The sequence below is a fragment of the Desulforamulus putei DSM 12395 genome, from assembly GCF_900129195.1.
Taxonomy (GTDB): domain Bacteria; phylum Bacillota; class Desulfotomaculia; order Desulfotomaculales; family Desulfotomaculaceae; genus Desulfotomaculum; species Desulfotomaculum putei.
In genome coordinates this window covers 145,269-166,436 of the sequence record NZ_FQUY01000001.1, presented here as the reverse complement: position 1 = coordinate 166,436, position 21,168 = coordinate 145,269, and the positions used below count along the sequence as shown (strand labels likewise).

Genomic DNA, 21,168 nt, shown 5'->3' with positions numbered 1-21,168 from the left:
AAAAGCCCTTAAGGGCCGTTGGTGGGACGTACTGGAATCGAACCAGTGACCTCTGCGATGTCAACGCAGCACTCTAACCTTCTGAGCTAACGTCCCATATTGGGCTTATTTTTAAAGGCATCTTAGCACCCGCCGCAGTTGCATAACTTATTATGCACAAAGACAGACAAAAAGTCAAGAGTAAAATTAAAAAAGCACCACCCCGCAGCGGTGCTTTTTCTTTGTTGATAAAAGACTAGTCAAACAGGCGCTTGAACCAAGAGACCCGTTCAATGTGCCGGTTGGCCACCAGATCCACCGAGGCAATTTCTTTTCCGTTTAGGAAATAGGTGGCGGTTCCCAGTTTGGATCCCTGTTCCACCGGAGCGGTGGGTATGGGAGCCAGATTCACTCTTCGTTCCACTTTATCTACATTAGTTCTGGGAACATAAGCTTCTGTCTTTTGGGCGGCAATCAGAGTAACTTTCTTATCTACCCCATCCGTCACCGGCAATTCCGAAATTACTTCATCCTTTTCGGCCAGCACCACCGGTTTTACTTCAGTGAACCCGTACTCCAAAAGGCCGGTGGCATCGGACCAGCGATTGCTGCTGTGCAGGATCACCGCTACCAGCTGCCGCCCTTCCCTGGTGGCGGAGGCGATCAAACAGTTGCCCGCCCTGGGCGTGGTGCCGGTTTTTACACCGTCAATTCCCTCAAAGTCCGAACTGAGCAAACGGTTGGTGTTGTGCAGGACACGCTGCTTGATAGGTTTCATTTTGGCGTCCCCCGCTGTTTTTACGTCTTCCCCATTAGGAAGCCAGGTAATGGTCGCCTCCTGGGTTTTGACAAATTCAGCAAAGGTTTTATTCTTTAAGGCATAGGAAGTAAGAATCGCCAGGTCATTGGCTGTGGTGTAGTGATTTGGGTGGTGGAACCCGTTGGTATTGGCATAATGGGTATTTATCATCCCCAGGGCCCTGGCTTTATCATTCATCATCTTCACAAACATCTCATGGCTGCCGCCAATGTGTTCTGCGATGGCTACGGTGGAATCGTTGGCGGAATACATCAATGCAGCCTTGAGTAAGTCTTCCAAATAAAGTCTGTCGCCGGTTCGCAGCCCGATGTCCTGGCCCATGGACACAGCGGCGGCCCTTTTGCTCACCGTGACGATGTCTTTAAGATTGCCCTTTTCAATGGCCAAGATGGCAGTCATGATTTTGGTTAAACTGGCTGGTTCCCTCCGCTTGTCCCCTTCCTTTTCATAATAGATTTGGCCGGTGGCTACATCCATTAAACAGGCGGCCGAGGCTTTTATCTTGGGTGGCCTGCCGTCCGGCAACGGGTCCGCTGCTCCTGTCCGGGGAAATAAAAAGTTAAAACAAGAAAAAAGTAAAATGATGACTATATATTTTTTATATTTTTTCAATATCACTCTTGATCCTCCTCCCGATCTATTTTTTCTCTAATCCACCAACCACATAACAGGAAAAAATTATATTTTATGGTAAGATTTTTAAATAAATATCATATCTTTCATTACCGGTAAATATTTATAGATTGATTACAGGGGAGGTGTATATCATTGAAGGTATATATCTTTGATTACCGGAAATTCAAAAAACAATTACTGCTGCTGGGGGCCGTTTTTGTCTGCGCGGCGTTCTTTGGGGCCCTGTTTTACCAGCAGCAGGTGGTAACCACCACAGGGAAAAAATATGCCATCTATAAGGTTAAGACAGATAAAAAAGTAGCTGCCTTAACCTTTGATATCAGTTGGGGTACCAAAGTACCCGGGCCGGTGCTTGATACATTAAAAAAATATAATGTAAAGTGCACTTTCTTTATTTCCGGTCCCTGGGCTGTCAAGCATCCCGAATTCCCTAGGCGGATTGTGGCTGAGGGACATGAAATTGCCAGCCACGGTGAAGAACACGTAAATTTGAGTGAATATTCCAAGGAAGAAGTAAAGAAAAATATTTTGACCGCCCACCAAAAAATCAAGGAAGTGACCGGCGTAGAACCCAACCTCATACGCACCCCAAACGGCGATTGGAATGACATGGTTTTAACCACCGCAGAGGAACTAAACTATAAGGTCGTCCAGTGGAGCGCTGACTCCTTAGACTGGAAAAAACCCGGCGTAGCAGCCATTACCAGCAATGTGTTAAAAAAGGTTGAACCGGGAGCCATCATTTTAATGCATGCCAGCGACACCTGCCTGCAAACGCCGGAAGCTTTGCCCCAGGTACTGGAAGGGTTGAAGAAACAGGGCTACCAACTGGTCACGGTATCTGAATTACTGAAAATAGGTCCCGGTACCATTGATTAGAAATGCAAAAGGATTCAGGGCAATTAAACCTGAATCCTTTTTTGTTTGCTATCCCTTATACCTTTCAAAATAAGATTTAATAATATATCATAACCCTGTAAGGAACGCCTTCTCCTTTTCAAAGTTCCCTTGTTCTGGTATATTAAATCTGTGCCACAATCTTTTAGGCTAGGGGTTATTTGCATGATAAAGTCTAAAAAAATTTTATTTATAATGATCTGCATTATTGTGGCATCCATCCTATTCTATGCCTGGGATATTCATTTGCACCCTGTTTGGGACTCACAACATTTTACCAGTCCGGAACACCTGGCGGAGTATCTTCGCTCCTTTGGTGCCATGACGGTTGTTGTCAGCCTTTTGCTGATGGTGCTGCAAACATTGTTCACACCGTTGCCGCTGTTCCTGCTGGCGGGTGCCAACGGTTTTATCTTTGGGTTCTGGTATGGGACATTAATTACGTTAACCGGTTCCATCATTGGGTCCTCCATTGCCTTCTACCTGGCCAGGGGGTTCGGCCGGGGCCTGGTCTCCCGCTGCCTCAAACAAACTTACATGGCCAGGGTTGACCAAATGAGTTGCCATGAGGGACCCTGGATGGTCTTTATGGCACGTTTAATACCGGTTATTCCTTCCAGCATCATCAGCTACGTTGCAGGGTTAAGTAAAATGACCTTCCGTGGGTTTTTTATTGCAACCGCAGTCGGTAAACTGCCCGAAATCATTATTTACACAGCCCTCGGACACAGTTTCATTGTTGCGGAAGGAATGGCCACAAAGGTAACTTTATTGCTGATACTGCTAACCCTGCTGGCCTGGCCCTTTATCTCAAGAAGACTAAAAAAAACACCGGGCAATGAAGTCAACGGTAAGTACAACAAAAATAACCCTCCCCATAAAATTCCCCCGGGAAATTGATCCGGGGGTTACCTTTTATGTTTGAACTTGCTGCACAGGCAGTAAAGGAAGAAGCCCCCTATGAACATGGCTACCAAAACATCCGCCCGGTGAAACCATGGTTTCAGGGTCTGCCAGTTCTGCCCCAGGGCATAACCGGCATAAACCAGCAGAATGCTCCAGGGTAATGATCCTAAAAAAGTATAGATAACAAATTTTTTAAAATTCATCCGGGCAATTCCTGCGGGCAGTGATATGAAAGTACGGATAATCGGCATCAACCGGGTAAAAAACACGGTGGCCTCCCCGTAACGTTCAAACCAGCGGTCCGCCAGGGCCAGTTTTTGCTGGTTGATGCCCAGGTAGCGACCATATTTCTGTAAAAAGGGCCTACCCCCGCGGAGACCCAGGTAGTAGGACCCGACAGAGCCAAGGGTACCGCCCACCGTGCCGGCCAGCACGGTCCACCAAAAATCCAACCGCCCGGTATAAACGAGGTATCCCCCGAAGGGAAGGATCACTTCGCTGGGCAGCGGAATATTGGCGCTTTCAATGGCCATACCGATGCCGACACCCCAGTATCCCAGAGCAGCAATGACCGCAGTGACCCAGTGCAAAAAAGGTTCCAAAAAATCCAGTCAAGTTCCCCCTCCCTTCATCGTCTTTAAAACATATTAATCATTTCCCAAAAATATAACCGGAGGACGAACCCTCCGACGCATAGACAATTTACATACTACTAATGATCACTTTATTATCCAGTACGGTGGCCTGAACTCCCAGGGAGAGCAGGTCTGCCACCGAGAGATAGGCGGTATTGTTCTTTTCCCTTAACGGCTGATGAAGTTGTTTAGTCGCTCCGTTCAAGATACTTTTTTGCTGATTCATGGGCAGCATCCAGGATTGTCCTTTGCCGGTCACCAGAATACCCTGGGATTGACTGTCCCATTTCACCTGATACCCCAGGGCCTCCAGGGTAAAACGCAGGGGAACAAAGGCCCCTCCCTTTTCCTTTAGCATCCCACCGGGCACATGAAAGATTTCATCATTGATGATCACCTTGGAATTACCCCCGGTAAATTGAATCACCTGTCTGGTTGGATGCAACAGTTGTCTGGCAGCATGCAGTTGAAGTTCCGGCACGGTGACATAGCGGTCCGGCTGCAGGCCGGTCCCGTCAATGAGACGCCCCCTGGGTGTGGTATAAAAGGCTGTGGTCAGTTTTAACGCCCCGCCGTTTTTCAGGGGAATGATATCCTGCACAGTGGCTTTGCCGTAGGTATGAGTTCCCACCAGAGTTGCCACTTGATAATCCTGCAAAGCCCCGGCCAGGATTTCCGCCGCGCTGGCAGTCTGTTCATTCACCAGCACCACCACCGGCGTCTCATTAATGATAGGGTCCAGTTCCGTGATAAAGGCATCCTTATGTTTCTCCCGGTCCTCGGTGACAAATACTGTTTTATCCTTACCCAGCAGGTAAGAGGCGATTTCCGCCGCAGCATCCACATAGCCACCGCCGTTATTTCTCAGGTCAATGATTAAAGATTCAATACCTGACTCTTTCAGTTCAACCAGTGCGTTGGCAAATTCAGCTCCGGTTTCCATGCCAAAACTTTCAATGGCAATATAACCGATCCCGTTACCCAGGACTTTTTCATGGACGGTGGGGAGATTCACGGTATTCCGGGTGATGGTCACCTGCCTGTCCGGCTGGCCGTCTCTTCTCACCGTCAGGTTGACACTGGTTCCCTTATCTCCTCGCAGCATTGTAACAACATCGTAAAGCGCCTTCCGTGCCACATCCTTGCCGTCCACCGCCACAATGACATCCCCGTTTTTAAGCCCGGCTGCCTCGGCGGGAGAGCCCGGTAATACCCGAACGATACAGGGGTACTGATCCTTCATTTCCAGTTCGGCGCCAATTCCTTCAAAGTCGCCGTTCAATTCATCGCTGAACTGTTCCAGTTCCCCGGGGGAAAAATAAACCGTATAGGGATCGTTCAGTTGGTCCAGCATACCCTTTATACTTGCTCTGGTTAACTGGTCAATATCCGGCTGCTTCAGATGGTACCGGCTGATATAGCCAAAGACCTCGCCAATGGTGGAAGCCCCCTCCAGGGCCTTGTCTTCCTCGGCAAAGGCAGGCACAGACCAGGAAAAAGAAACAAAAACCAAGATTAAGAGAAGTCTTTTAAACAATTGATCACCTCATAACGTTTTAATAATATCTTTGATAAATTCGAGAGGACTTTGTAAAGTCCTTCCTTTGGTGACAATCCGGAGGTAAATTTACAATGCCTGAAGGTATTTTGCGCATGCCTGCTGAAAATACTAAAGATGCTAAATAAGGAAGGTGCTTACTTTGTCCTTGGATACGTTGATTGTTATCGATGGCAACAGCCTGATTCACAGGGCCTTTCATGCCATTCCCCTGCTGTCCAACAGTCAAGGGGTTATTACCAACGCCGTCTACGGTTTTACCAATATGATTTTAAAGGTCCTTAAGGAGCAAGATCCCGGCCTGGTGGCTGTGGCCTTTGATAAAGGCAAGGTTACTTTTCGTCACCAGGATTTTGCCGACTATAAAGGTACCCGCAAAGCCACGCCGGATGAACTGCGGCCCCAATTCATCCTGGCCAAAGAGATTCTTAAAGCCATGCGTATCCCCTACTTTGAACTGGAAGGATATGAAGCGGACGATTTAATCGGCACCATCGTCAACCAGGCGGAAGCCAGCGGGCTGAACATATTGATCCTGACCGGCGACAGGGATGCCCTGCAGTTGGTTTCACCCAAAACCAGAGTGATGCTCACCCGGAAGGGCATTACGGAAATTGAGCTTTTCGATGAAGGAAAGGTTTGGGACAGGTTTGGTGTGACCCCCGGCCAAATCGTGGACTTGAAGGGACTCCAGGGAGACCCGTCGGACAATATCCCGGGAGTCCCGGGCATCGGTGAAAAAACCGCCGTAGCGCTGCTCAAAGATTACGGGTCGGTGGAAGGGATTATTGAAAAAATCGAACACCTCCCCCCCAGATTCCAGAAGCTTCTGCGGGGTAAGGAGGATCAGGCCATCCTTTCCAAGAAACTGGCCACCATTATCCGGGATGTGCCCATGGAACTGGACTTATCACAATGCTCCTGGCGGGGCCCGGACCATCAAAGGCTTTTGGAAATCTTTAAGGAACTGGAATTTAAAAGTTTAATCAAACAACTTACCTCTGAACAGGGAACCGCCAAGTCGTCCAGGGAAGGCAAGAAAAAATTCGAAAGTGACCTGCCGCCCCTGGAAACCTATCAAGCAGGTTACCAAACCGTTACCAGTCAGGAAGACTTTGATGAAGTACTGGTGCAGGCCAGCCATGCCGGCAGGGCAGCAGTTTTCCTGGACGGGGTCCGGGGGAAGGGAATCAGGGCGGTTTACCTGGCAGTGCCCGGCCAAGATGTGTACCTGCTCACCGTCAAACCGGGAGATGACTCCTCCCACGGGAGTTTAAGTGCTCTCAAGGCCCTCTGTGAAAATGAGGCCATCAAAAAATATTTTCACGATGCCAAGGACGCCATCTGGCTGCTGCATCACCATGGAATCAAACTGCAGGGTCTGGCCTTTGATACCATGGTGGCGGCCTACCTGCTCAACCCTGCGGCCTCCCATTACGATTTAACCGACATCGCCCTGGAACACCTGGGGATTGTTTTGCCTCCGGAGGGAGAAACGGCCATGGCCGCCAGGGCAGAGGCCATTCTTCGCCTGACGGAGGAACTGTTCAAAAAACTGGTACAAAGGGAAGAAGACAGGCTCTTCATTGAGGTGGAGTTGCCCCTGGTTGCCGTGCTGGCCGAAATGGAAATGGCCGGGGTTGCGGTTGACAAGCAGGAACTGAAGGAAATATCCGCCGAACTGCACCACAGTACCGAAGCCCTGGCAGCTAAAATACATGAACTGGCTGGCGAAAACTTTAATATTAATTCCCCCAAGCAATTGGGACAGATCCTGTTTGATAAATTGAAGCTGCCGGTCTATAAAAAAACCAGGACCGGTTATTCCACCGATGCGGAAGTGCTGGAAAAACTGGCGGAAGAACATGAGATAGTAGATCTTCTTTTACAGTACCGCCAGATGGCGAAATTAAAATCCACCTATGCCGATGGCCTGGCAGCGCTGGTGGACCCGCAGACGGGTTGCTTGCACTCTACCTTCCACCAAACGGTAACAGCCACCGGCAGGTTGTCCAGTGCGGAGCCCAATTTACAAAACATTCCCATCCGGTTGGCATCCGGCCGGCGCATCCGTAAGGTTTTTATTCCCCGGCAAAAGGGCAACCTGATACTTACGGCGGATTACTCCCAAATTGAATTAAGAATTCTGGCCCATATGTCCCAGGATAAGAGTTTCCTGGATGCCTTCCGGCAGGGCCAGGATATTCACACCCGCACGGCCTCCGAGGTCTTTGGAGTGCCCTTGGACCAGGTAACACCGGAGATGCGTAACCGTGCCAAAGCCGTAAACTTCGGGATTGTTTACGGCATCAGTGACTTCGGCCTGGCCCGGGACCTCAAGGTAAGCCGTCAGGAAGCCAAAAGTTATATTGAAAACTTTTTTGCCCGCTGCCCCGGCGTGCGGCATTATATTGACCGGGTTATTCGGGAAGCCAGAGAACGGGGCTATGTCACCACCCTGCTCAACCGCCGCCGCTACCTGCCTGAGTTGTTCAGCAAGAATTTCAACATTCGCAACTTTGGCGAACGGGCGGCTATGAACACTCCCATCCAGGGCAGCGCCGCCGATATCATCAAGCTGGCCATGGTGAAAATCAGTAAAGAACTTAAGGAACGTGATTTCGCCACTCAAATGGTGCTGCAGGTGCACGACGAACTCATCTTTGACGCCCCGGAAGCGGAAATTGAGCCCCTCATCGTGCTGGTGCGAGACTGCATGCAAAATGCTTTGACCCTGGATGTTCCTTTAGTGGTTGATATAAAACTGGGACCCAATTGGTATGAAACAAAACCCATTTAACCCTTTCCCTGTGTGATGGAGGTGTTCACCGGTTGCCTGAACTGCCAGAGGTAGAAACCGTGGTCCGTTCCCTGGAGCAAAAGCTGTCCGGCCTTACCATTACCGCCGTGGACCTGTTTAAGCCGGAAGTCATCCGTTTTCCCAAACCGGATCAGTTTATTGAACAGATTACCGGTAAGCAATTTCAAAAGAAACTTGGCCGCCGTGGCAAATACCTGCTTATTCATTTAAGCGACGGCCTCACCCTGGTGATTCACCTCCGCATGACCGGGCGCCTGATTTACTGTGAGGCGGATCTGCCCGTGGAGAAACATACCCACGTGATTTTCCACCTGGATAACGGGAAACATTTAAGGTTTGCCGATACCCGCCGCTTCGGACGGCTGCAGCTGGCGCCCACCGCCGAAGTATCCGCACTGCCCGGCATTAGAGATTTAGGTCCGGAACCCCTGGACAAGGAATTTACCCGGGAATTTTTAAAGAAGGAGCTGCGGCGCCGCCGGACCCGCATTAAGTCCCTGCTGCTGGACCAGTGTTTTGTGGCCGGTCTGGGCAATATATATGCCGATGAGGCCCTTTTCCGCGCCAAAATTCACCCGGAACGCCTGGCCCCTGATTTAACAACCCGGGAAGCCGCCGGCCTGCACAAGGCCATCATTGAAGTCATTGCCGGGGGCATCAAACACCGGGGAACTTCCTTCCGGGATTATGTGGACGGTGAAGGCCGTGCGGGAAGTTTTCAGCATCACCTCAAGGTTTATAACCGGGAAGGCCTTCCCTGTTCCCATTGCGGCCGACCCATTGAGCGTATAAAAGTGGCCGGGCGAAGTTCCTACTATTGTCCGTCCTGTCAAAAACCAAAATAGTGGAAAGCACTCCTGTGTCATTCCCCTCATAGACTGTAGATGAAAGACAATGTCGAGTGGGGGGAAAGACATGGAATTACTGACGCTGGTTGCCTTTGCCCTGGCATTAAACATGGATGCCCTGGGCACCGGGGTGGCCTATGGGATCCGGAAAATTCGCATCCCGTTTTCATCTCTCATGATCATCAGCGGTATGTCTGTTTTAACGGTTGTGTTTTCCATGACGGCAGGCCGCATGGTGGCACAACTTATTTCGCCAGGCTTTGCCCACAGGCTGGGCGGCATTCTTTTACTCCTGGTGGGCATCTGGATCTTAGTCCAATCCATTCGAGAGGCCAGGCGGGAAGACCGGGAAGATGGCCGGGAACTTGAACGGACTGTAATGCAAATCCGGATTAAATCCATGGGTTTGGTCATTCAGGTGCTGCGCGAACCTTCCATGGCAGACCTGGACCGGTCCGGTGTTATTTCCGCCCGGGAGGCCCTGTTACTGGGCGCCGCCCTGGCCATGGACGCCTTTGGCGCCGGTTTTGCTGTCTCCATGTTTGGTTTCAGTCCCATCCTGACCGCAGCCGTGGTGGGCATTGGTCATATTCTCCTTACCTATGCAGGGCTGCTACTGGGCAAATACTTTGCCTGCACCGGCATTGGCCGTCAGATCGCCATGCTGCCCGGTTGTATTTTGATTGCCATGGGTATTTTAAAAATTCGATAGCAGTGGGGCAAGGAGTTGTCGTTCATGATTATCGGCTTAACAGGAAATATCGCCAGCGGTAAGAGCACTGTGGCAAAATACTTAAGGGAACTGGGCGCTAAAGTCATTAACGCGGACCAGGTGGCCCGGCAGGTGGTTTTACCCAATACCCCGGCCCTGAAGGAGATTGTTGACTCCTTTGGACCGGGTATTTTACACGATGATGGAACGCTCAACCGCCAAAAAATGGCCTCCATCATCTTTCATGATGCCGCGGCCAGGGACAGGCTGGAGAAAATTACACACCCTCGGATTGAAGAGGAAATTAACCGGGAAATAAATGCTTTTACAAAGGCCGATCCCGGTGGCATACTGGTACTGGAAGTTCCCTTACTGATTGAAGTTGGCTGGCACAAAAAGGTGGACCAGGTCTGGCTGGTTACCGTGGACCCGGAGGTACAGCTTCGGCGCCTGATGGCACGGGACAAGATTTCACCTGAACAGGCCCGGGAAAGAATCGCCAGCCAGATGCCCCAGGAAGAAAAAAAGAGGTTTGCCCATGTGGTCATCAATAATACCGGCTCACCGGAGGAACTAAAAAGGCAAGTGCAAGAAATATGGCAAGCCCTTCATGCCAATCATTGATTTACATTTATTGGCATATATTTTGTTAAGAGACCCTTGATAGCAGGAGTGATTGTATTGATCTTACGACGAAAAAAAACCAGGGGTATTAAAAGAAGGCTCCTGCTGCTTATCGTACTGGTTTTGCTGTGGTTTAACTACCGGGAAATCGGCCGCTGGTGGTATCCCTTTCAACACCAGGAATTAGTTTATCACTATGCTGAAGTCAACAAGTTGGACCCCCTGCTGGTGGCCGCTGTGATTAAGACCGAAAGCAATTTTAACGCCCGGGCCGCTTCCCCCAAGGGAGCCAGAGGGCTGATGCAGATTATGCCGGACACCGCCAATTGGATCTCCCAGCAAATGGGCGGCGGTCCTGTCCCCCCGGAGAAACTCTTTAACCCGGAAACCAGTATCAGTCTGGGCACATGGTATCTTGCGGATTTATTCGATGAGTTTAAAGGGGACCCGGTGCTGGCCATCGCCGCCTATAACGCCGGCCGGGGCAACGTAAGAAACTGGTTGAATGAGCAGCACTGGACCGGTGAACGCAAAACCATTGACCAGATTCCCTTTCTGGAAACCAGGCAATACATACGCCGGGTCCTCTGGAACTACAAGGTCTATCACTATTTATACGGCGACGGTAAGAAACCGTTGCACAATACGCAATCCCCGTCTACCGGACGGGGATTTGTTTTACCTCCGCAAGGAACCAGATATTGCATTAGCGTTTTCCGCCACGATTTATAAAACCCACTTTTTTTACAAAGCTCCGCCTCATCCATGGCCATCCCTCTATTCAAAGACCACGTCCGCCGGCATGCCATTCAAGGTAAGATACAGCAAGATCTTTTGTTTGTTATATTCTATCTTTCAAAAGGAAATACACTTTCCAAAATTGAATAAATCATTAATAATAAAAGCATACCCGAAAAGCGAGGTGTGACCATGGGGTTAATTTATACCGGAGCCAAGTGCCGTGACTGCTATCGTTGTGTAAAAATCTGCCATTTAAAAGCCATCCGTATGAATTCCAACGGCGCCAAAGGCAGGCTGCACGCCCAGGTGATCGATGAACTTTGCGTCCACTGCGGCCAGTGTATTTTAGCCTGTCCCCAACGGGCCAGGAGACCGGTCTCTGATTTAAAACAGGTACAGCAGTTGATTTCCGAAGGGACCCCGGTGGTGGCCGTGGTGGCAGCCTCCTTTGTCAGCGCGCTGCCCTTGAAAAACCCGGATATATTACCAACCCTGTTGCAGGAACTGGGCTTTGCGGAGGTCCAGGAAACTTCCATTGGGGCCGGTTTGGTGACCCAAAAATATTTAGAGCTGGGTTTTGAGAAGCCGATGATCGTCAGTTACTGCCCGGTGGTGGTCAATCTCATCGAGCGGCATTATCCCGAGTTGATCCCCATGCTGGCGCCGGTTGTTTCACCCATGGTGGCCCATGGCAGGGTCATTAAATCCATTAACCCCTATGCCAGGGTGGTATACATCGGCCCCTGCGCGGCCAAGCGGGACGAGGCGCAGCTCCTGGGGCTGCAAGATACCGTTGATTATTTCCTGGGTTTTAACGAATTCTGGGATTGGGTGCAGGACAAGGGAATTGACGTTGACAACCTCTCCCCTTCGGGATTTCATAAATTTTCCCCCTGTCACAACCGGATCTACCCGGTGGAGGGCGGTATGATTTGGACGGTGGCGGATGAGCTGAGGGAAGCCGGGGAAAGCTTTATCACCATGTCGGGACTGGATAGCTGTATCGAATTTATTAAGCATTTATCCAACAATGAAATTATCAACCCACCCAAGTTGATGGAGCTGTGGGCCTGTAAGGGCGGCTGCATTAACGGCCCCCTCTCCCTCTGCCTGGAAGAAAGCCTCTTCATACGGCAGCGCAAGCTGCTGGAATATTATAACTCATCCGGTGAGTGTGCCTTTGAAATAGATGAATATAAGTTACCGGAAATCGATCTTTCCCGCAGTTTCACCAATCGAAAAGTAACCCTCCCCATCCCCACGGAAGCGGAAATCAAAGCCATCCTGGCCCGCACCGGCAAGCATACGCCGGACCAGGAATTTAACTGCGGCAATTGCGGTTACGACTCCTGTCGGGATAAGGCGGTGGCGGTTTACCAGGGTAAGGCAGAGGTGGAAATGTGCATTCCCTATATGAGAAAACGGGCGGAATCCATGTCTAACCTGATCATTTCAGCCATGCCCAACGCCATTATCGTGGTTGGTAAGAACCTTGATATCCTGGAAATTAACCCGGCAGCAGAAAAATTGTTTCAATGTTCCGCCTCGGAAGTGGTGGGCCAAAGAATTCTAGCCCTTATGCCCGCCACCAATTTCCTGAAGGTAATCCAGAGCGGCGAAATGATCAATACCACCGGCACTTACCCGGAACTGGGCATTATCACCAGGGAGATTATCTTCCCGGTGAAAGGGACCGATGCGGTGGTGGGGATCTTTGTGGATATTACCTCTGAAAACCGCCGGAAGGAGCAGTACGAACTGATTAAGAGCCAGACCATCCAGCAGGCCCAGGAAGTCATCGAAAAACAAATGATGGTGGCCCAGGAAATCGCCGGGCTGCTGGGAGAGGCCACCGCAGAAACCAAGGTTCAACTGGGTAAACTGATTAAATTGATGCGGCAGGATACCCTTTAGAGAGGAGTGCCGCCTGTGAAAATCTGTTTAGACATTGGCGTGGCCCAGCTAAAAAAGTATGGAGAAGAGTTGTGCGGCGACAGTGTGGAAATCGTGCGCACCGGCCAGGCCGACCTGGTGGTGGTGTCCGACGGCCTGGGCAGCGGCGTCAAAGCCAACATCCTTTCCCGCCTAACCACAAAAACCGCTGCCACGATGCTGCGGCAGGGCGCTGACATCGATGAAGTCATCGACACTGTGGCAAGGACCCTTCCCATCGACAAGACAATTAATGCCGCCTACAGCACCTTCTCCATTTTGCATATTCAAAATAACGGTAAACTTTATCTGGTGGAGTATGATAACCCCGGCGTATTCATCGGCAACAGGAACAAACTGTTTACACCCCGGCGGGTGGAGCAACTGATCGCCGGCAAGAAAATCTTCGAGTATGATTTTGAAGTGGACGATCAGGACTGGCTGGTGTTAACCTCCGACGGAGTATTAAACGCCGGCACCAACGGCCGTATGAATGTAAGCTGGGACTGGAAAAGAATCGGTAGCTTTATTGAGGATTCCTATGCCGAGGATAAAAGCGCCCAGGATTGGGCCGAGGAAATTGCCGGTCTTTGCAATACCTTATACGGTGAAAAACCGGGGGATGACGTAACCGTCGTGGTGGTCAAGGTGCGCCGGCCGATGCACGTCACCATGCTGATCGGCCCGCCCCAAAGGAAAGAAGACGACCGGCTGGTGGTGCGAAAACTCATGGAAGCTCCCGGCGCCAGGGTGGTCTGCGGTGGTACCACCGGGGAAATTGTGGGCCGGGTCTTGGGGCGCAAAGTCTTTATTGACCTGTCCTCCGTGGCCGAAGGGGTCCCCCCTGTGGGCATGTTGCCGGGGATTGACCTGGTGACAGAAGGAGCTGTTACCCTGGTGCAAACGCTGGAACATATTAAGGCAAATACCGATTTAAAGCAATTAAAAAATGCCAGAGACGGGGCCAGCCGTTTGGCAGCCCTGCTGAAAAAAGCGGACAGCATTCACTTCATGGTGGGCCTGGCCAAAAATGATGCCCTGGCATGCAACGATGGGCCGGCCATCTATGCCTATAAACACCACGTCATCAAAGACATGATCAAGACCCTGCGTGATCAAGGAAAAGATATCACAGAGGAATATTTTTAAAAAATCCCAGGGGTTGACCCCGCCTGCATGATAAAAAGTCACCCTTTCAGGTGACTTTTTCACGTTACACTAACTTTTCAACAATATCCCTGGCGATGCGTACCCCGCAAGCACCGGCCTGGGCCAGACCACGGGTAATGCCGGCGCCGTCGCCACCGCAGTACAACCCTGCTATTTGGGTTTCAAACCGGTCATTCAAAAGCGGGCGGGAAGAATAGAACTTTGCCTCCACCCCGTAAAGCAGGGTGTGCTCGGATGCTATACCGGGGGTTACACTGTCAAGGGCCTGAATCATTTCAATAATACTTTTCATGGTGTTATAGGGTAATACCAGACCTAGGTTGCCCGGCACAGCCTCTTTTAAAGTGGGCTCCACAAATCCTTCTTTAATTCTCTTATCCGTTGACCTGCGGCCCTTTAAGATATCGCCAAAGCTCTGGATCAACACGCTGCCGTTGGACAAATCATTGGCCAGCCGGGAAATGGATTTGGCATATTCAATGGGCTTGTCAAAGGGATAAGAAAACTTGTGGGAAACCAGTAAGGCAAAGTTCGTGTTATTACTGCCCAGGTTCTTGTCTTTATAGGCATGGCCGTTGGCCAGCATAACACCGCTGTGGTTTTCAATCACCACGTGACCGGACGGGTTGTTGCAGAAGGTTCTCACGGTGGTGCCGGTGGAGGAGCGGTATATGAATTTTCCTTCATAGAGGTTTTCATTAATTTCTTCCATAATGGTATCCAGAGTCTCCACCCGCACCCCGATGTCCACCTGGTTATTGATCATTTCCAGGTGGTATTTCTTTAAGACGCCGGTTAACCATTCAGAGCCGTCCCGGCCGGGCACGATGACAACTTTATTGGCATAAAATTCCTCTTTCGTTTTGGTGACAATACCTTTAATATATTTACTATCATCTTTGTTCTCTACGATGATATCTTCTACCTCGGTCTCAAACATCATATCGATATACTTTTTAAGAAACTCAAAGATACTTTTCAGGATCTCAAGGTTTTGCTCGGTACCCAGGTGCCTTACCTCTGCCCGGAGCAATTTCAGACCGACACCCAGACCCCGTTTTTCAATATTCTTTACCGCGGGTGTGGTGGGATCGGAAACCACCGTTGTTGCGCCGTGTTTTAAATTAATTTGATCCACATACTTGATCAATGCCAAAACTTCAGAGGGGGCTAAATAATCAGTCATCCAGCCGCCGAATTCCGTGGTGATATTAAATTTCCCGTCAGAATAGGCGCCGGCTCCGCCAAACCCGTTGGTCACCGAACAGGCGGGCATGCAGCCTGCGGTCTCCTTCTTGACAGTGGGCGGCGGACACTTGGTCAGTTTTTTTTGCAGAATGGGGCATTGACGCTTGTAAATGTCGCGTCCTTTATCTATTAATAAAACTTTTAAATGAGGAGCTTTTAACGCCAGTTCATAACAAGTAAAAATACCAGCAGGGCCGGCGCCAACCACAATTACATCATAATTTTTCAATGGTCTCACTCCCTACTATTGAGAAAATTCATTTAAGCAAACATATTCATTGTGAACTATTTTATTTAAGATTTCAATATCTAAATAAGACCAAAATAAAAAAATGCAGGAAAAAACCTGCTGCATTCGCCTAATTTACCGTATATAAACCCGGCAGACATTTGGTAATCACCGGAACAGAGCAATCTTCATCCTTTGTAAACAAATCCTAAAAATTTAACATATTACACATATTTCTTATCCAAAAGTTCTTGCCTCTGCATACCGGTCATGCTATAATAACACTTGCGATTGTCACATGTCGGAGTGGCGGAATCGGCAGACGCGCACGTTTGAGGGGCGTGTGGGAAACCGTGCGGGTTCAAGTCCCGCCTCCGACACCAAAAATCTTTATAGAAAAAGGTCTTCTGTCAATTGAACAGAAGGCCTTTTTCTTTGTATTTTCGGTTTTTTTGAACAAAATCTGCGAATTCGTATAATAACCACCAATCCAGCCTACTATATGGTGTGGGACATTCTTTGGTTAGAAGGAAAAATTGCTTTTAAGTTTGGCTTGGTTACCAAAGTACGGCCCTAATCTCTTCAAGGTTTCCGGTGGGCTTGCCGAAATAATAACCTTGCCCACAATTGACCTTGAGGTCCCGTAACGTATTGGCTATGCTCTCATTCTCCACACACTCTGCAATGGTTTTTTTACCGAAGGCATGAGCCACTTTATTCATGGCATAAACCAGTGTAAAATGTGCAGAATTATTGTCTATGTTTTTAACAAAGGAGCCGTCTATTTTAATGTAGTCTACCGAAAGGTTAAGCAGATAAGAAAAGGAAGAAAAACCAATACCAAAGTCATCCAGGGCAAAACGGCACCCAATCTTCTGTAGCTTACGGAGCCATCTCTCGGTGACAGCCAAGTCCTTCATGGCTGAGGTTTCGGTTATTTCAAAACCTATCCTACTCGGATCAACTCCGCTGTTTAAAATATCCTCTTCAATACTAACCAGTAAACCTTTATTTAACAGACTCACAGCAGATAAGTTTACAAATATCTTAATTTCCGGGACTTCAGATAATTTCCTTAAGGCAGCTTGTATCACCCAACGGTCAATCTCCGCCATCAGACCAAAACGTTCGGCCACAGGTATAAATTCGCCCGGTAATAAAAGCTTATTATCATCACCCACTAACCGGACCAGGGCTTCATAATGAAGGATTTCTCCTTTATTCAAACAAACGATTGGTTGATAGTATAAAACCAACCTGTCTTCCCTAAGGGCTTGTTTGATTGCTTTAATTCGGTGATTTATTTTAAGGAATTCCAGTGAAGCGTCTTCACTATGATGAATATAAGCTACCCTGTTGCGGCCCTCTTCTTTGGCTTTATAAAGGGCTATATCCGCTTTGGAAAGAATTTTCTGGTAGTCTAAGGTACCATCTATTAAGACAATACCGATACTAATAGACAGGTTAAGCCTGGTAGAACCAACAATAACTTCGTTTTCATAGACTGCATTCCTAATTCTATCCGCCATGTCCAAAACTTCATTTTTCTCTATTCCTTCAATAATAATTGCAAATTCATCGCCGCCAAAACGAGCTGCAAAATCCCCTTCCCTAATATTTTTCTGAAGGATTTCTGTAAATTGAACTAATAATTCATCCCCTGCCGTATGTCCCAGGGTATCGTTAACCAGCTTGAAATTGTCAATATCAATAAGCAGCAGGGCACTTTCCAGACCTGTTTTAGCTTTTTTCACAGCCAACCGAAGGGCTTCCTCCAAAGAGTAACGATTAGGGATATTGGTTATAGCATCATGAGTGGCAAGATATTGTAGTTTTTTCTCTGTTTTTTTTCGCTCATCGATATCGTCCAGGATCCCCATGATATAATGTCCATCCTGTAACGGGCGAAGTACTGCAGTTAAGGTAGCCCAGAAGGAGTTGCCGTTTTCCTGTTTTATGCGAACCTCCAGATTTTTGATATACCCCTTCCTTTGAATGATTTCTTTTAACTCTTCATTGCAAACCTCACAGAAACTGGCAAAGGATTTCTGCTGTAGCTCTTTAATTGATTCTACTCCCAAAAGCCTGAGGAAAGCGGGGTTGGCATCTAAAAAATAGTAATCCATGCCACAAATAAAAATCCCTACATCAAGATTATTCATGAGGTCGAAATATTTTATTTGCAAACTATTTTTTTCTTTTTTCTCCAAATCCAATAATTTTCGATGGGTTTGGCAAGCTGCTATGGCATTAGAAAGCTGCGGTATAAGCTCTTCCAGGACGCCGGCCAACCCTTGACTTGCAGCGCCCTTATAAGTGAAAAAGAGCTGTAAAACAGTCTTACTGCCAATGGGCACCAAAAGAACTTCTTTTTCATTGCCAGTAAATGGCATACAGTACTGAAGAAAATCTAAATCATCCTCGGTTTTAAGCAAGGGGGTACCCGCTTTCAGGCTATTTTCCAGGCTAACCTTTAAGTTTTTTGCGATAGCGCTATAATCCATCCCCCGGGTGAATGAGCCCACGGCGCTTACCATAGTGGGTTCTTCATCCTCCAATAGCCAGACCAATCCCCGGTAAGCCTCCCCTTTTCTGACCACTGTCTCCAGAAACTTTTTCAGCATTTCGTGAAGATCCAAACTACCGCCAATGGAGAGAGCTATTTCGTAGGACAGAGATAATTTTTTTGTCATATTAATTATGTGTTTGTTCATCATTACAGGACACCCACCACAGTTGTCTTATTATAGAATTCAAGGTATCTGTCGCCGTTGGAAGCTATTTCCCCAAAACTTAGGAAACCAAATAAAGGGATGGTGTCGGGAATATGCTCCCGAATAACCCTTAATTCTTTTTTAAAGTCCTCCCCCAAGAAAAGAGCTCTGGATATACAATCCACCAGCAGGGTATGTCCACCCCTTTTTCCTGTAAGTTCACGATACCTCTGGAAGGCCTGTTTAACGGCATCCCCCGCTGCATCAATTAATTGCGATTTGTCCCCGTGTAAGAGTACGATGATGGAATTCTGCGGAATTTCGCCTATTAGTATCATGGAGCCTTCCTCTCCGGCCTGGATAGCATCACGGACGATGATGCTTCCGTCCAACTTCACCATACCAAAGGGATAACTTTTGGCAATATCAAAAAAATTAGCTTTTTCTACATGAACCTTTTCTTTCTCCAAAAGAATCTGCTGATAATAGGGAAAGGCCTTCTGCCAGTTGATTTCTTTTATCTCATTCCCTTTAGCACTGTTCACCACCAGAGGACCATACATCGGCTGCCAGCCGTGGGTGACACCCACCCCTATGGAACTTTTCGCCCTCACAATGATAGCGCCTTGATCAATACATTCTTCCTGAGAAAACAAGACATGCTTGTGCTGGTTATAAAGGCTCCCAGCTCCGCCTCCGATAAAACCCCATCGACTGCCGGAAGTTTCAAAGATATTGTTTAAAAATGCAGATATGTTGCCGGTTCGTCCATCCACTAATATTAGCACTGAGTCGTTGGAGGCGACTGTTTCGCAGGGAAAACCTGAAAAATCATCTAATGATTTGATAACATCTAAGAGAATGGGCTGCTCTATACTGCAGCCAACCACCCCTTCTGTATAATGAACATCTTCGAAAATGACTCCGGGAAAAATCCCACCGAAAACCAGCGCATCAAACTCCTTGAACAAAGGACGAAGCATTTCATAATCAAAAAGGGTGTTCTCTGCCACCATTAAAAAAATCCCACAGGTACCTTCTACCTGCAGATCTTTTAAAAAACTTCGCCAGCTTTCAAGACCCGAGGGTTGAAAAAAAACCGCTTTTGAGATCATACGTTCCCCCCGAACTATATCTATTGGAAAATAATTGAATGCTTTGCTATAAACTTGTTCTACAAACTTTTTAATTTTTCCTCCAACTCTGACATTTTTCGGAGAGAATCTTCCTAAATCGGCCGGTATCAGTGTCCTCTCCCAGATTCACAGCAGTAAGCAGAGTATCAAAACACCAGATAGCATACCGCCAGTAATTCTTTCAATCCGTTTCATTAAACCACTCCTTGTATTAATCTGCCAATATAGATGATTCCTCAGTTATGTCACTTATGTCACTACCACAGTAGGGACAAATCCATTGCTTTTCAGGTGAAGCACTGTAAGATTTCTTTCCGCACACAGGACAGATTTTTAAATACATGGACCCTCACTTTCCTCAAACCATCCATTTTTGAACTACATTTGAAGACTCAGCAACACTGATTTTTTACAGGCCATTACGTTACTGGTAACATATCAACGGAAGAAAGCTAACCCTTCAGCTGCAGTGAGTTGCAAACGTAAGGATATTTTAAAATTGAGTTTACAAGATTACAAAACATGGGCGGACAAGGTTACACAGGGATTCTACGATGCCGCCAAGTTTTTGATGGAGCAAAAAATCTTTTCCAACCGCGATTTACCTTATGCCACCCAGCTAATACCCCTGGCTGCCATCTTTGTGGAGTTAGGAACACTGGCACATAACCAAACAGTTAGGCAAATGATTGCCCGCTGGTACTGGTGTGGCGTTTTTGGAGAACTATATGGAGGTGCCGTGGAAACACGGTTTGCCCGGGACTTACCACAGGTGGTTGAGTGGATTAAGGGAGGTGCCTTACCGGACACAATTACCGAGGCATACTTTGATCCCAACCGACTGTTGAGTCTTAGAACCAGAAACAGTGCTGCATATAAAGGTGTTCACGTCTTACTTATGCGGGAGGGTAGTAAAGACTTTTTATCGGGGGTTCCTATTGACCTTCAGACATATTACAACGATAACATTGATATTCACCATATTTTCCCGGTCGACTACTGCCGCAGTAAAGGAATACCACCTGAAGATTATAATTCCGTAATCAATAAAACCCCCTTGTCCAGCAGGACAAATGGAATTATTGGCGGCAATGCCCTAAGCACTTACTTAAACTGAATTAAGTTGTCAAAGGGTTGACAAATTAGGAATAAATAACAGCTCCCCTTGTTTTTCTTCGCCATTCTTTGCCGCCATTCCTTGGAGTTTTCAAAGAAAAATAATTAATTCCTACAACTCCCCTTCGCCTTTTTAGCTGCGTACATCCGGGCGTCTGCCACGCTGATCAATTCGTCCAAGCTTTTTCCGTCCTCCGGGTACCGTGCCAGTCCTATCGAAAGACTTAAAAAAACATCCTTATCAGGGCAGGTTGCTTTCATGTATTTCTGCAGCCGCGCCTGCAAAGTCTCCAGGGCGCGGCCCTTTGTAGGGAAAGAGAATAGCAAATTCGTCACCCCCGTAGCGGATGGCCACGTCACCCTGGCGAATGCTCATCTTGATTGCCCTGGCCACATGTTTTAACGCATCGTCCCCACACTGGTGTCCCGCGGAAGGCAAAAAAAGG

At 48.2% G+C, this 21,168-nt stretch carries 18 protein-coding genes and 2 tRNA genes; 11 read left to right on the top strand and 9 right to left on the bottom strand.

Features of this window, described 5'->3' with window-relative positions; translation table 11 throughout:
* Positions 1–19: 19 nt before the first annotated feature.
* A tRNA-Val gene (locus BUB67_RS00705) sits at positions 20–96 on the bottom strand.
* Positions 97–235: 139 nt separating this feature from the next.
* Positions 236–1,411 carry a D-alanyl-D-alanine carboxypeptidase family protein gene (locus BUB67_RS00700; RefSeq protein WP_073235043.1) on the bottom strand — a complete coding sequence of 392 codons (1,176 nt, stop codon included), beginning with the start codon at positions 1,409–1,411 and terminating at the stop codon, positions 236–238.
* Between the two features lie 156 nt (positions 1,412–1,567).
* Here BUB67_RS00700 and pdaB point away from each other — a divergent pair, with 156 nt between their 5' ends.
* Both pdaB and BUB67_RS00690 read left to right on the top strand, forming a co-directional pair.
* On the top strand, positions 1,568–2,314 hold the full coding sequence (pdaB, locus tag BUB67_RS00695) for a polysaccharide deacetylase family sporulation protein PdaB (RefSeq protein ID WP_073234130.1): 747 nt from the start codon (positions 1,568–1,570) through the stop codon (positions 2,312–2,314).
* Between the two features lie 183 nt (positions 2,315–2,497).
* The gene (locus tag BUB67_RS00690) at positions 2,498–3,232 is read left to right on the top strand and encodes a TVP38/TMEM64 family protein (protein WP_073234127.1); all 735 of its coding nucleotides are present in this window, start codon (positions 2,498–2,500) and stop codon (positions 3,230–3,232) included.
* 8 nt (positions 3,233–3,240) lie between these two features.
* Here the strand turns inward: BUB67_RS00690 and BUB67_RS00685 are convergent, their stop codons facing one another.
* Positions 3,241–3,849 (bottom strand): DedA family protein, encoded by a 609-nt coding sequence (locus BUB67_RS00685; RefSeq protein WP_073234124.1) that lies wholly within the window; start codon positions 3,847–3,849, stop codon positions 3,241–3,243.
* Positions 3,850–3,940: 91 nt separating this feature from the next.
* Positions 3,941–5,410 carry a S41 family peptidase gene (locus tag BUB67_RS00680; protein ID WP_073234121.1) on the bottom strand — a complete coding sequence of 490 codons (1,470 nt, stop codon included), beginning with the start codon at positions 5,408–5,410 and terminating at the stop codon, positions 3,941–3,943.
* 163 nt (positions 5,411–5,573) lie between these two features.
* Here BUB67_RS00680 and polA point away from each other — a divergent pair, with 163 nt between their 5' ends.
* From polA to BUB67_RS00645, 7 genes are all read left to right on the top strand, one after another.
* Positions 5,574–8,231 (top strand): DNA polymerase I, encoded by a 2,658-nt coding sequence (polA, locus tag BUB67_RS00675; RefSeq protein ID WP_073234118.1) that lies wholly within the window; start codon positions 5,574–5,576, stop codon positions 8,229–8,231.
* A 32-nt stretch (positions 8,232–8,263) separates the two neighbouring features.
* The gene (gene mutM / locus BUB67_RS00670; RefSeq protein WP_073234114.1) at positions 8,264–9,097 is read left to right on the top strand and encodes a bifunctional DNA-formamidopyrimidine glycosylase/DNA-(apurinic or apyrimidinic site) lyase; all 834 of its coding nucleotides are present in this window, start codon (positions 8,264–8,266) and stop codon (positions 9,095–9,097) included.
* A 70-nt stretch (positions 9,098–9,167) separates the two neighbouring features.
* Positions 9,168–9,812, top strand: a complete 645-nt coding sequence (ytaF, locus tag BUB67_RS00665) for a sporulation membrane protein YtaF (protein WP_073234111.1) — start codon at positions 9,168–9,170, stop codon at positions 9,810–9,812.
* 24 nt (positions 9,813–9,836) lie between these two features.
* Complete coding sequence (coaE, locus tag BUB67_RS00660; RefSeq protein WP_073234109.1) at positions 9,837–10,436, top strand: dephospho-CoA kinase; 600 nt, start codon at positions 9,837–9,839, stop codon at positions 10,434–10,436.
* 57 nt (positions 10,437–10,493) lie between these two features.
* Positions 10,494–11,168, top strand: a complete 675-nt coding sequence (locus tag BUB67_RS00655) for a lytic transglycosylase domain-containing protein (protein ID WP_073234107.1) — start codon at positions 10,494–10,496, stop codon at positions 11,166–11,168.
* A gap of 198 nt (positions 11,169–11,366) precedes the next feature.
* A complete protein-coding gene (locus BUB67_RS00650; RefSeq protein ID WP_073234105.1) occupies positions 11,367–13,091 on the top strand; it encodes a [Fe-Fe] hydrogenase large subunit C-terminal domain-containing protein in 1,725 nt (574 codons plus the stop codon).
* 15 nt (positions 13,092–13,106) lie between these two features.
* Positions 13,107–14,258 (top strand): SpoIIE family protein phosphatase, encoded by a 1,152-nt coding sequence (locus BUB67_RS00645; RefSeq protein ID WP_073234103.1) that lies wholly within the window; start codon positions 13,107–13,109, stop codon positions 14,256–14,258.
* A 64-nt stretch (positions 14,259–14,322) separates the two neighbouring features.
* Here the strand turns inward: BUB67_RS00645 and BUB67_RS00640 are convergent, their stop codons facing one another.
* Complete coding sequence (locus BUB67_RS00640; RefSeq protein WP_073234101.1) at positions 14,323–15,756, bottom strand: NAD(P)/FAD-dependent oxidoreductase; 1,434 nt, start codon at positions 15,754–15,756, stop codon at positions 14,323–14,325.
* A 300-nt stretch (positions 15,757–16,056) separates the two neighbouring features.
* Here BUB67_RS00640 and BUB67_RS00635 point away from each other — a divergent pair.
* A tRNA-Leu gene (locus BUB67_RS00635) sits at positions 16,057–16,139 on the top strand.
* A 174-nt stretch (positions 16,140–16,313) separates the two neighbouring features.
* Here the strand turns inward: BUB67_RS00635 and BUB67_RS00630 are convergent.
* Together BUB67_RS00630 and BUB67_RS00625 are read right to left on the bottom strand one after the other, a co-directional pair.
* A complete protein-coding gene (locus tag BUB67_RS00630; protein WP_073235040.1) occupies positions 16,314–18,470 on the bottom strand; it encodes an EAL domain-containing protein in 2,157 nt (718 codons plus the stop codon).
* Between the two features lie 2 nt (positions 18,471–18,472).
* On the bottom strand, positions 18,473–19,585 hold the full coding sequence (locus BUB67_RS00625; RefSeq protein WP_073234099.1) for an FIST signal transduction protein: 1,113 nt from the start codon (positions 19,583–19,585) through the stop codon (positions 18,473–18,475).
* A 520-nt stretch (positions 19,586–20,105) separates the two neighbouring features.
* Between BUB67_RS00625 and BUB67_RS00620 the strand changes: the two genes are divergently transcribed.
* Positions 20,106–20,723, top strand: coding sequence for a hypothetical protein (locus BUB67_RS00620; RefSeq protein WP_238456899.1), 618 nt, complete (start codon positions 20,106–20,108; stop codon positions 20,721–20,723).
* A gap of 104 nt (positions 20,724–20,827) precedes the next feature.
* Here BUB67_RS00620 and BUB67_RS17370 read toward each other — a convergent pair whose 3' ends face one another.
* Both BUB67_RS17370 and BUB67_RS00610 read right to left on the bottom strand, forming a co-directional pair.
* Positions 20,828–20,983, bottom strand: coding sequence for a GGDEF domain-containing protein (locus tag BUB67_RS17370; protein WP_084127605.1), 156 nt, complete (start codon positions 20,981–20,983; stop codon positions 20,828–20,830).
* Positions 20,964–21,161, bottom strand: a complete 198-nt coding sequence (locus BUB67_RS00610) for a diguanylate cyclase (RefSeq protein WP_073234091.1) — start codon at positions 21,159–21,161, stop codon at positions 20,964–20,966. Before BUB67_RS00610 ends, BUB67_RS17370 begins: the two co-directional genes overlap by 20 nt.
* Positions 21,162–21,168: the final 7 nt, after the last annotated feature.

What these genes read in the sequence shown, in the direction of transcription:
- BUB67_RS00690 (WP_073234127.1), top strand. Translation starts at nt 2,498, where the DNA reads ATGATAAAGTCTAAAAAAATTTTATTTATAATGATCTGCATTATTGTG.
- ytaF (WP_073234111.1), top strand. Translation starts at nt 9,168, where the DNA reads ATGGAATTACTGACGCTGGTTGCCTTTGCCCTGGCATTAAACATGGAT.
- coaE (WP_073234109.1), top strand. Translation starts at nt 9,837, where the DNA reads ATGATTATCGGCTTAACAGGAAATATCGCCAGCGGTAAGAGCACTGTG.
- BUB67_RS00650 (WP_073234105.1), top strand. Translation starts at nt 11,367, where the DNA reads ATGGGGTTAATTTATACCGGAGCCAAGTGCCGTGACTGCTATCGTTGT.
- BUB67_RS00630 (WP_073235040.1), bottom strand. Translation starts at nt 18,470, where the DNA reads ATGAACAAACACATAATTAATATGACAAAAAAATTATCTCTGTCCTAC.
- BUB67_RS00625 (WP_073234099.1), bottom strand. Translation starts at nt 19,585, where the DNA reads ATGATCTCAAAAGCGGTTTTTTTTCAACCCTCGGGTCTTGAAAGCTGG.
- BUB67_RS17370 (WP_084127605.1), bottom strand. Translation starts at nt 20,983, where the DNA reads ATGAAAGCAACCTGCCCTGATAAGGATGTTTTTTTAAGTCTTTCGATA.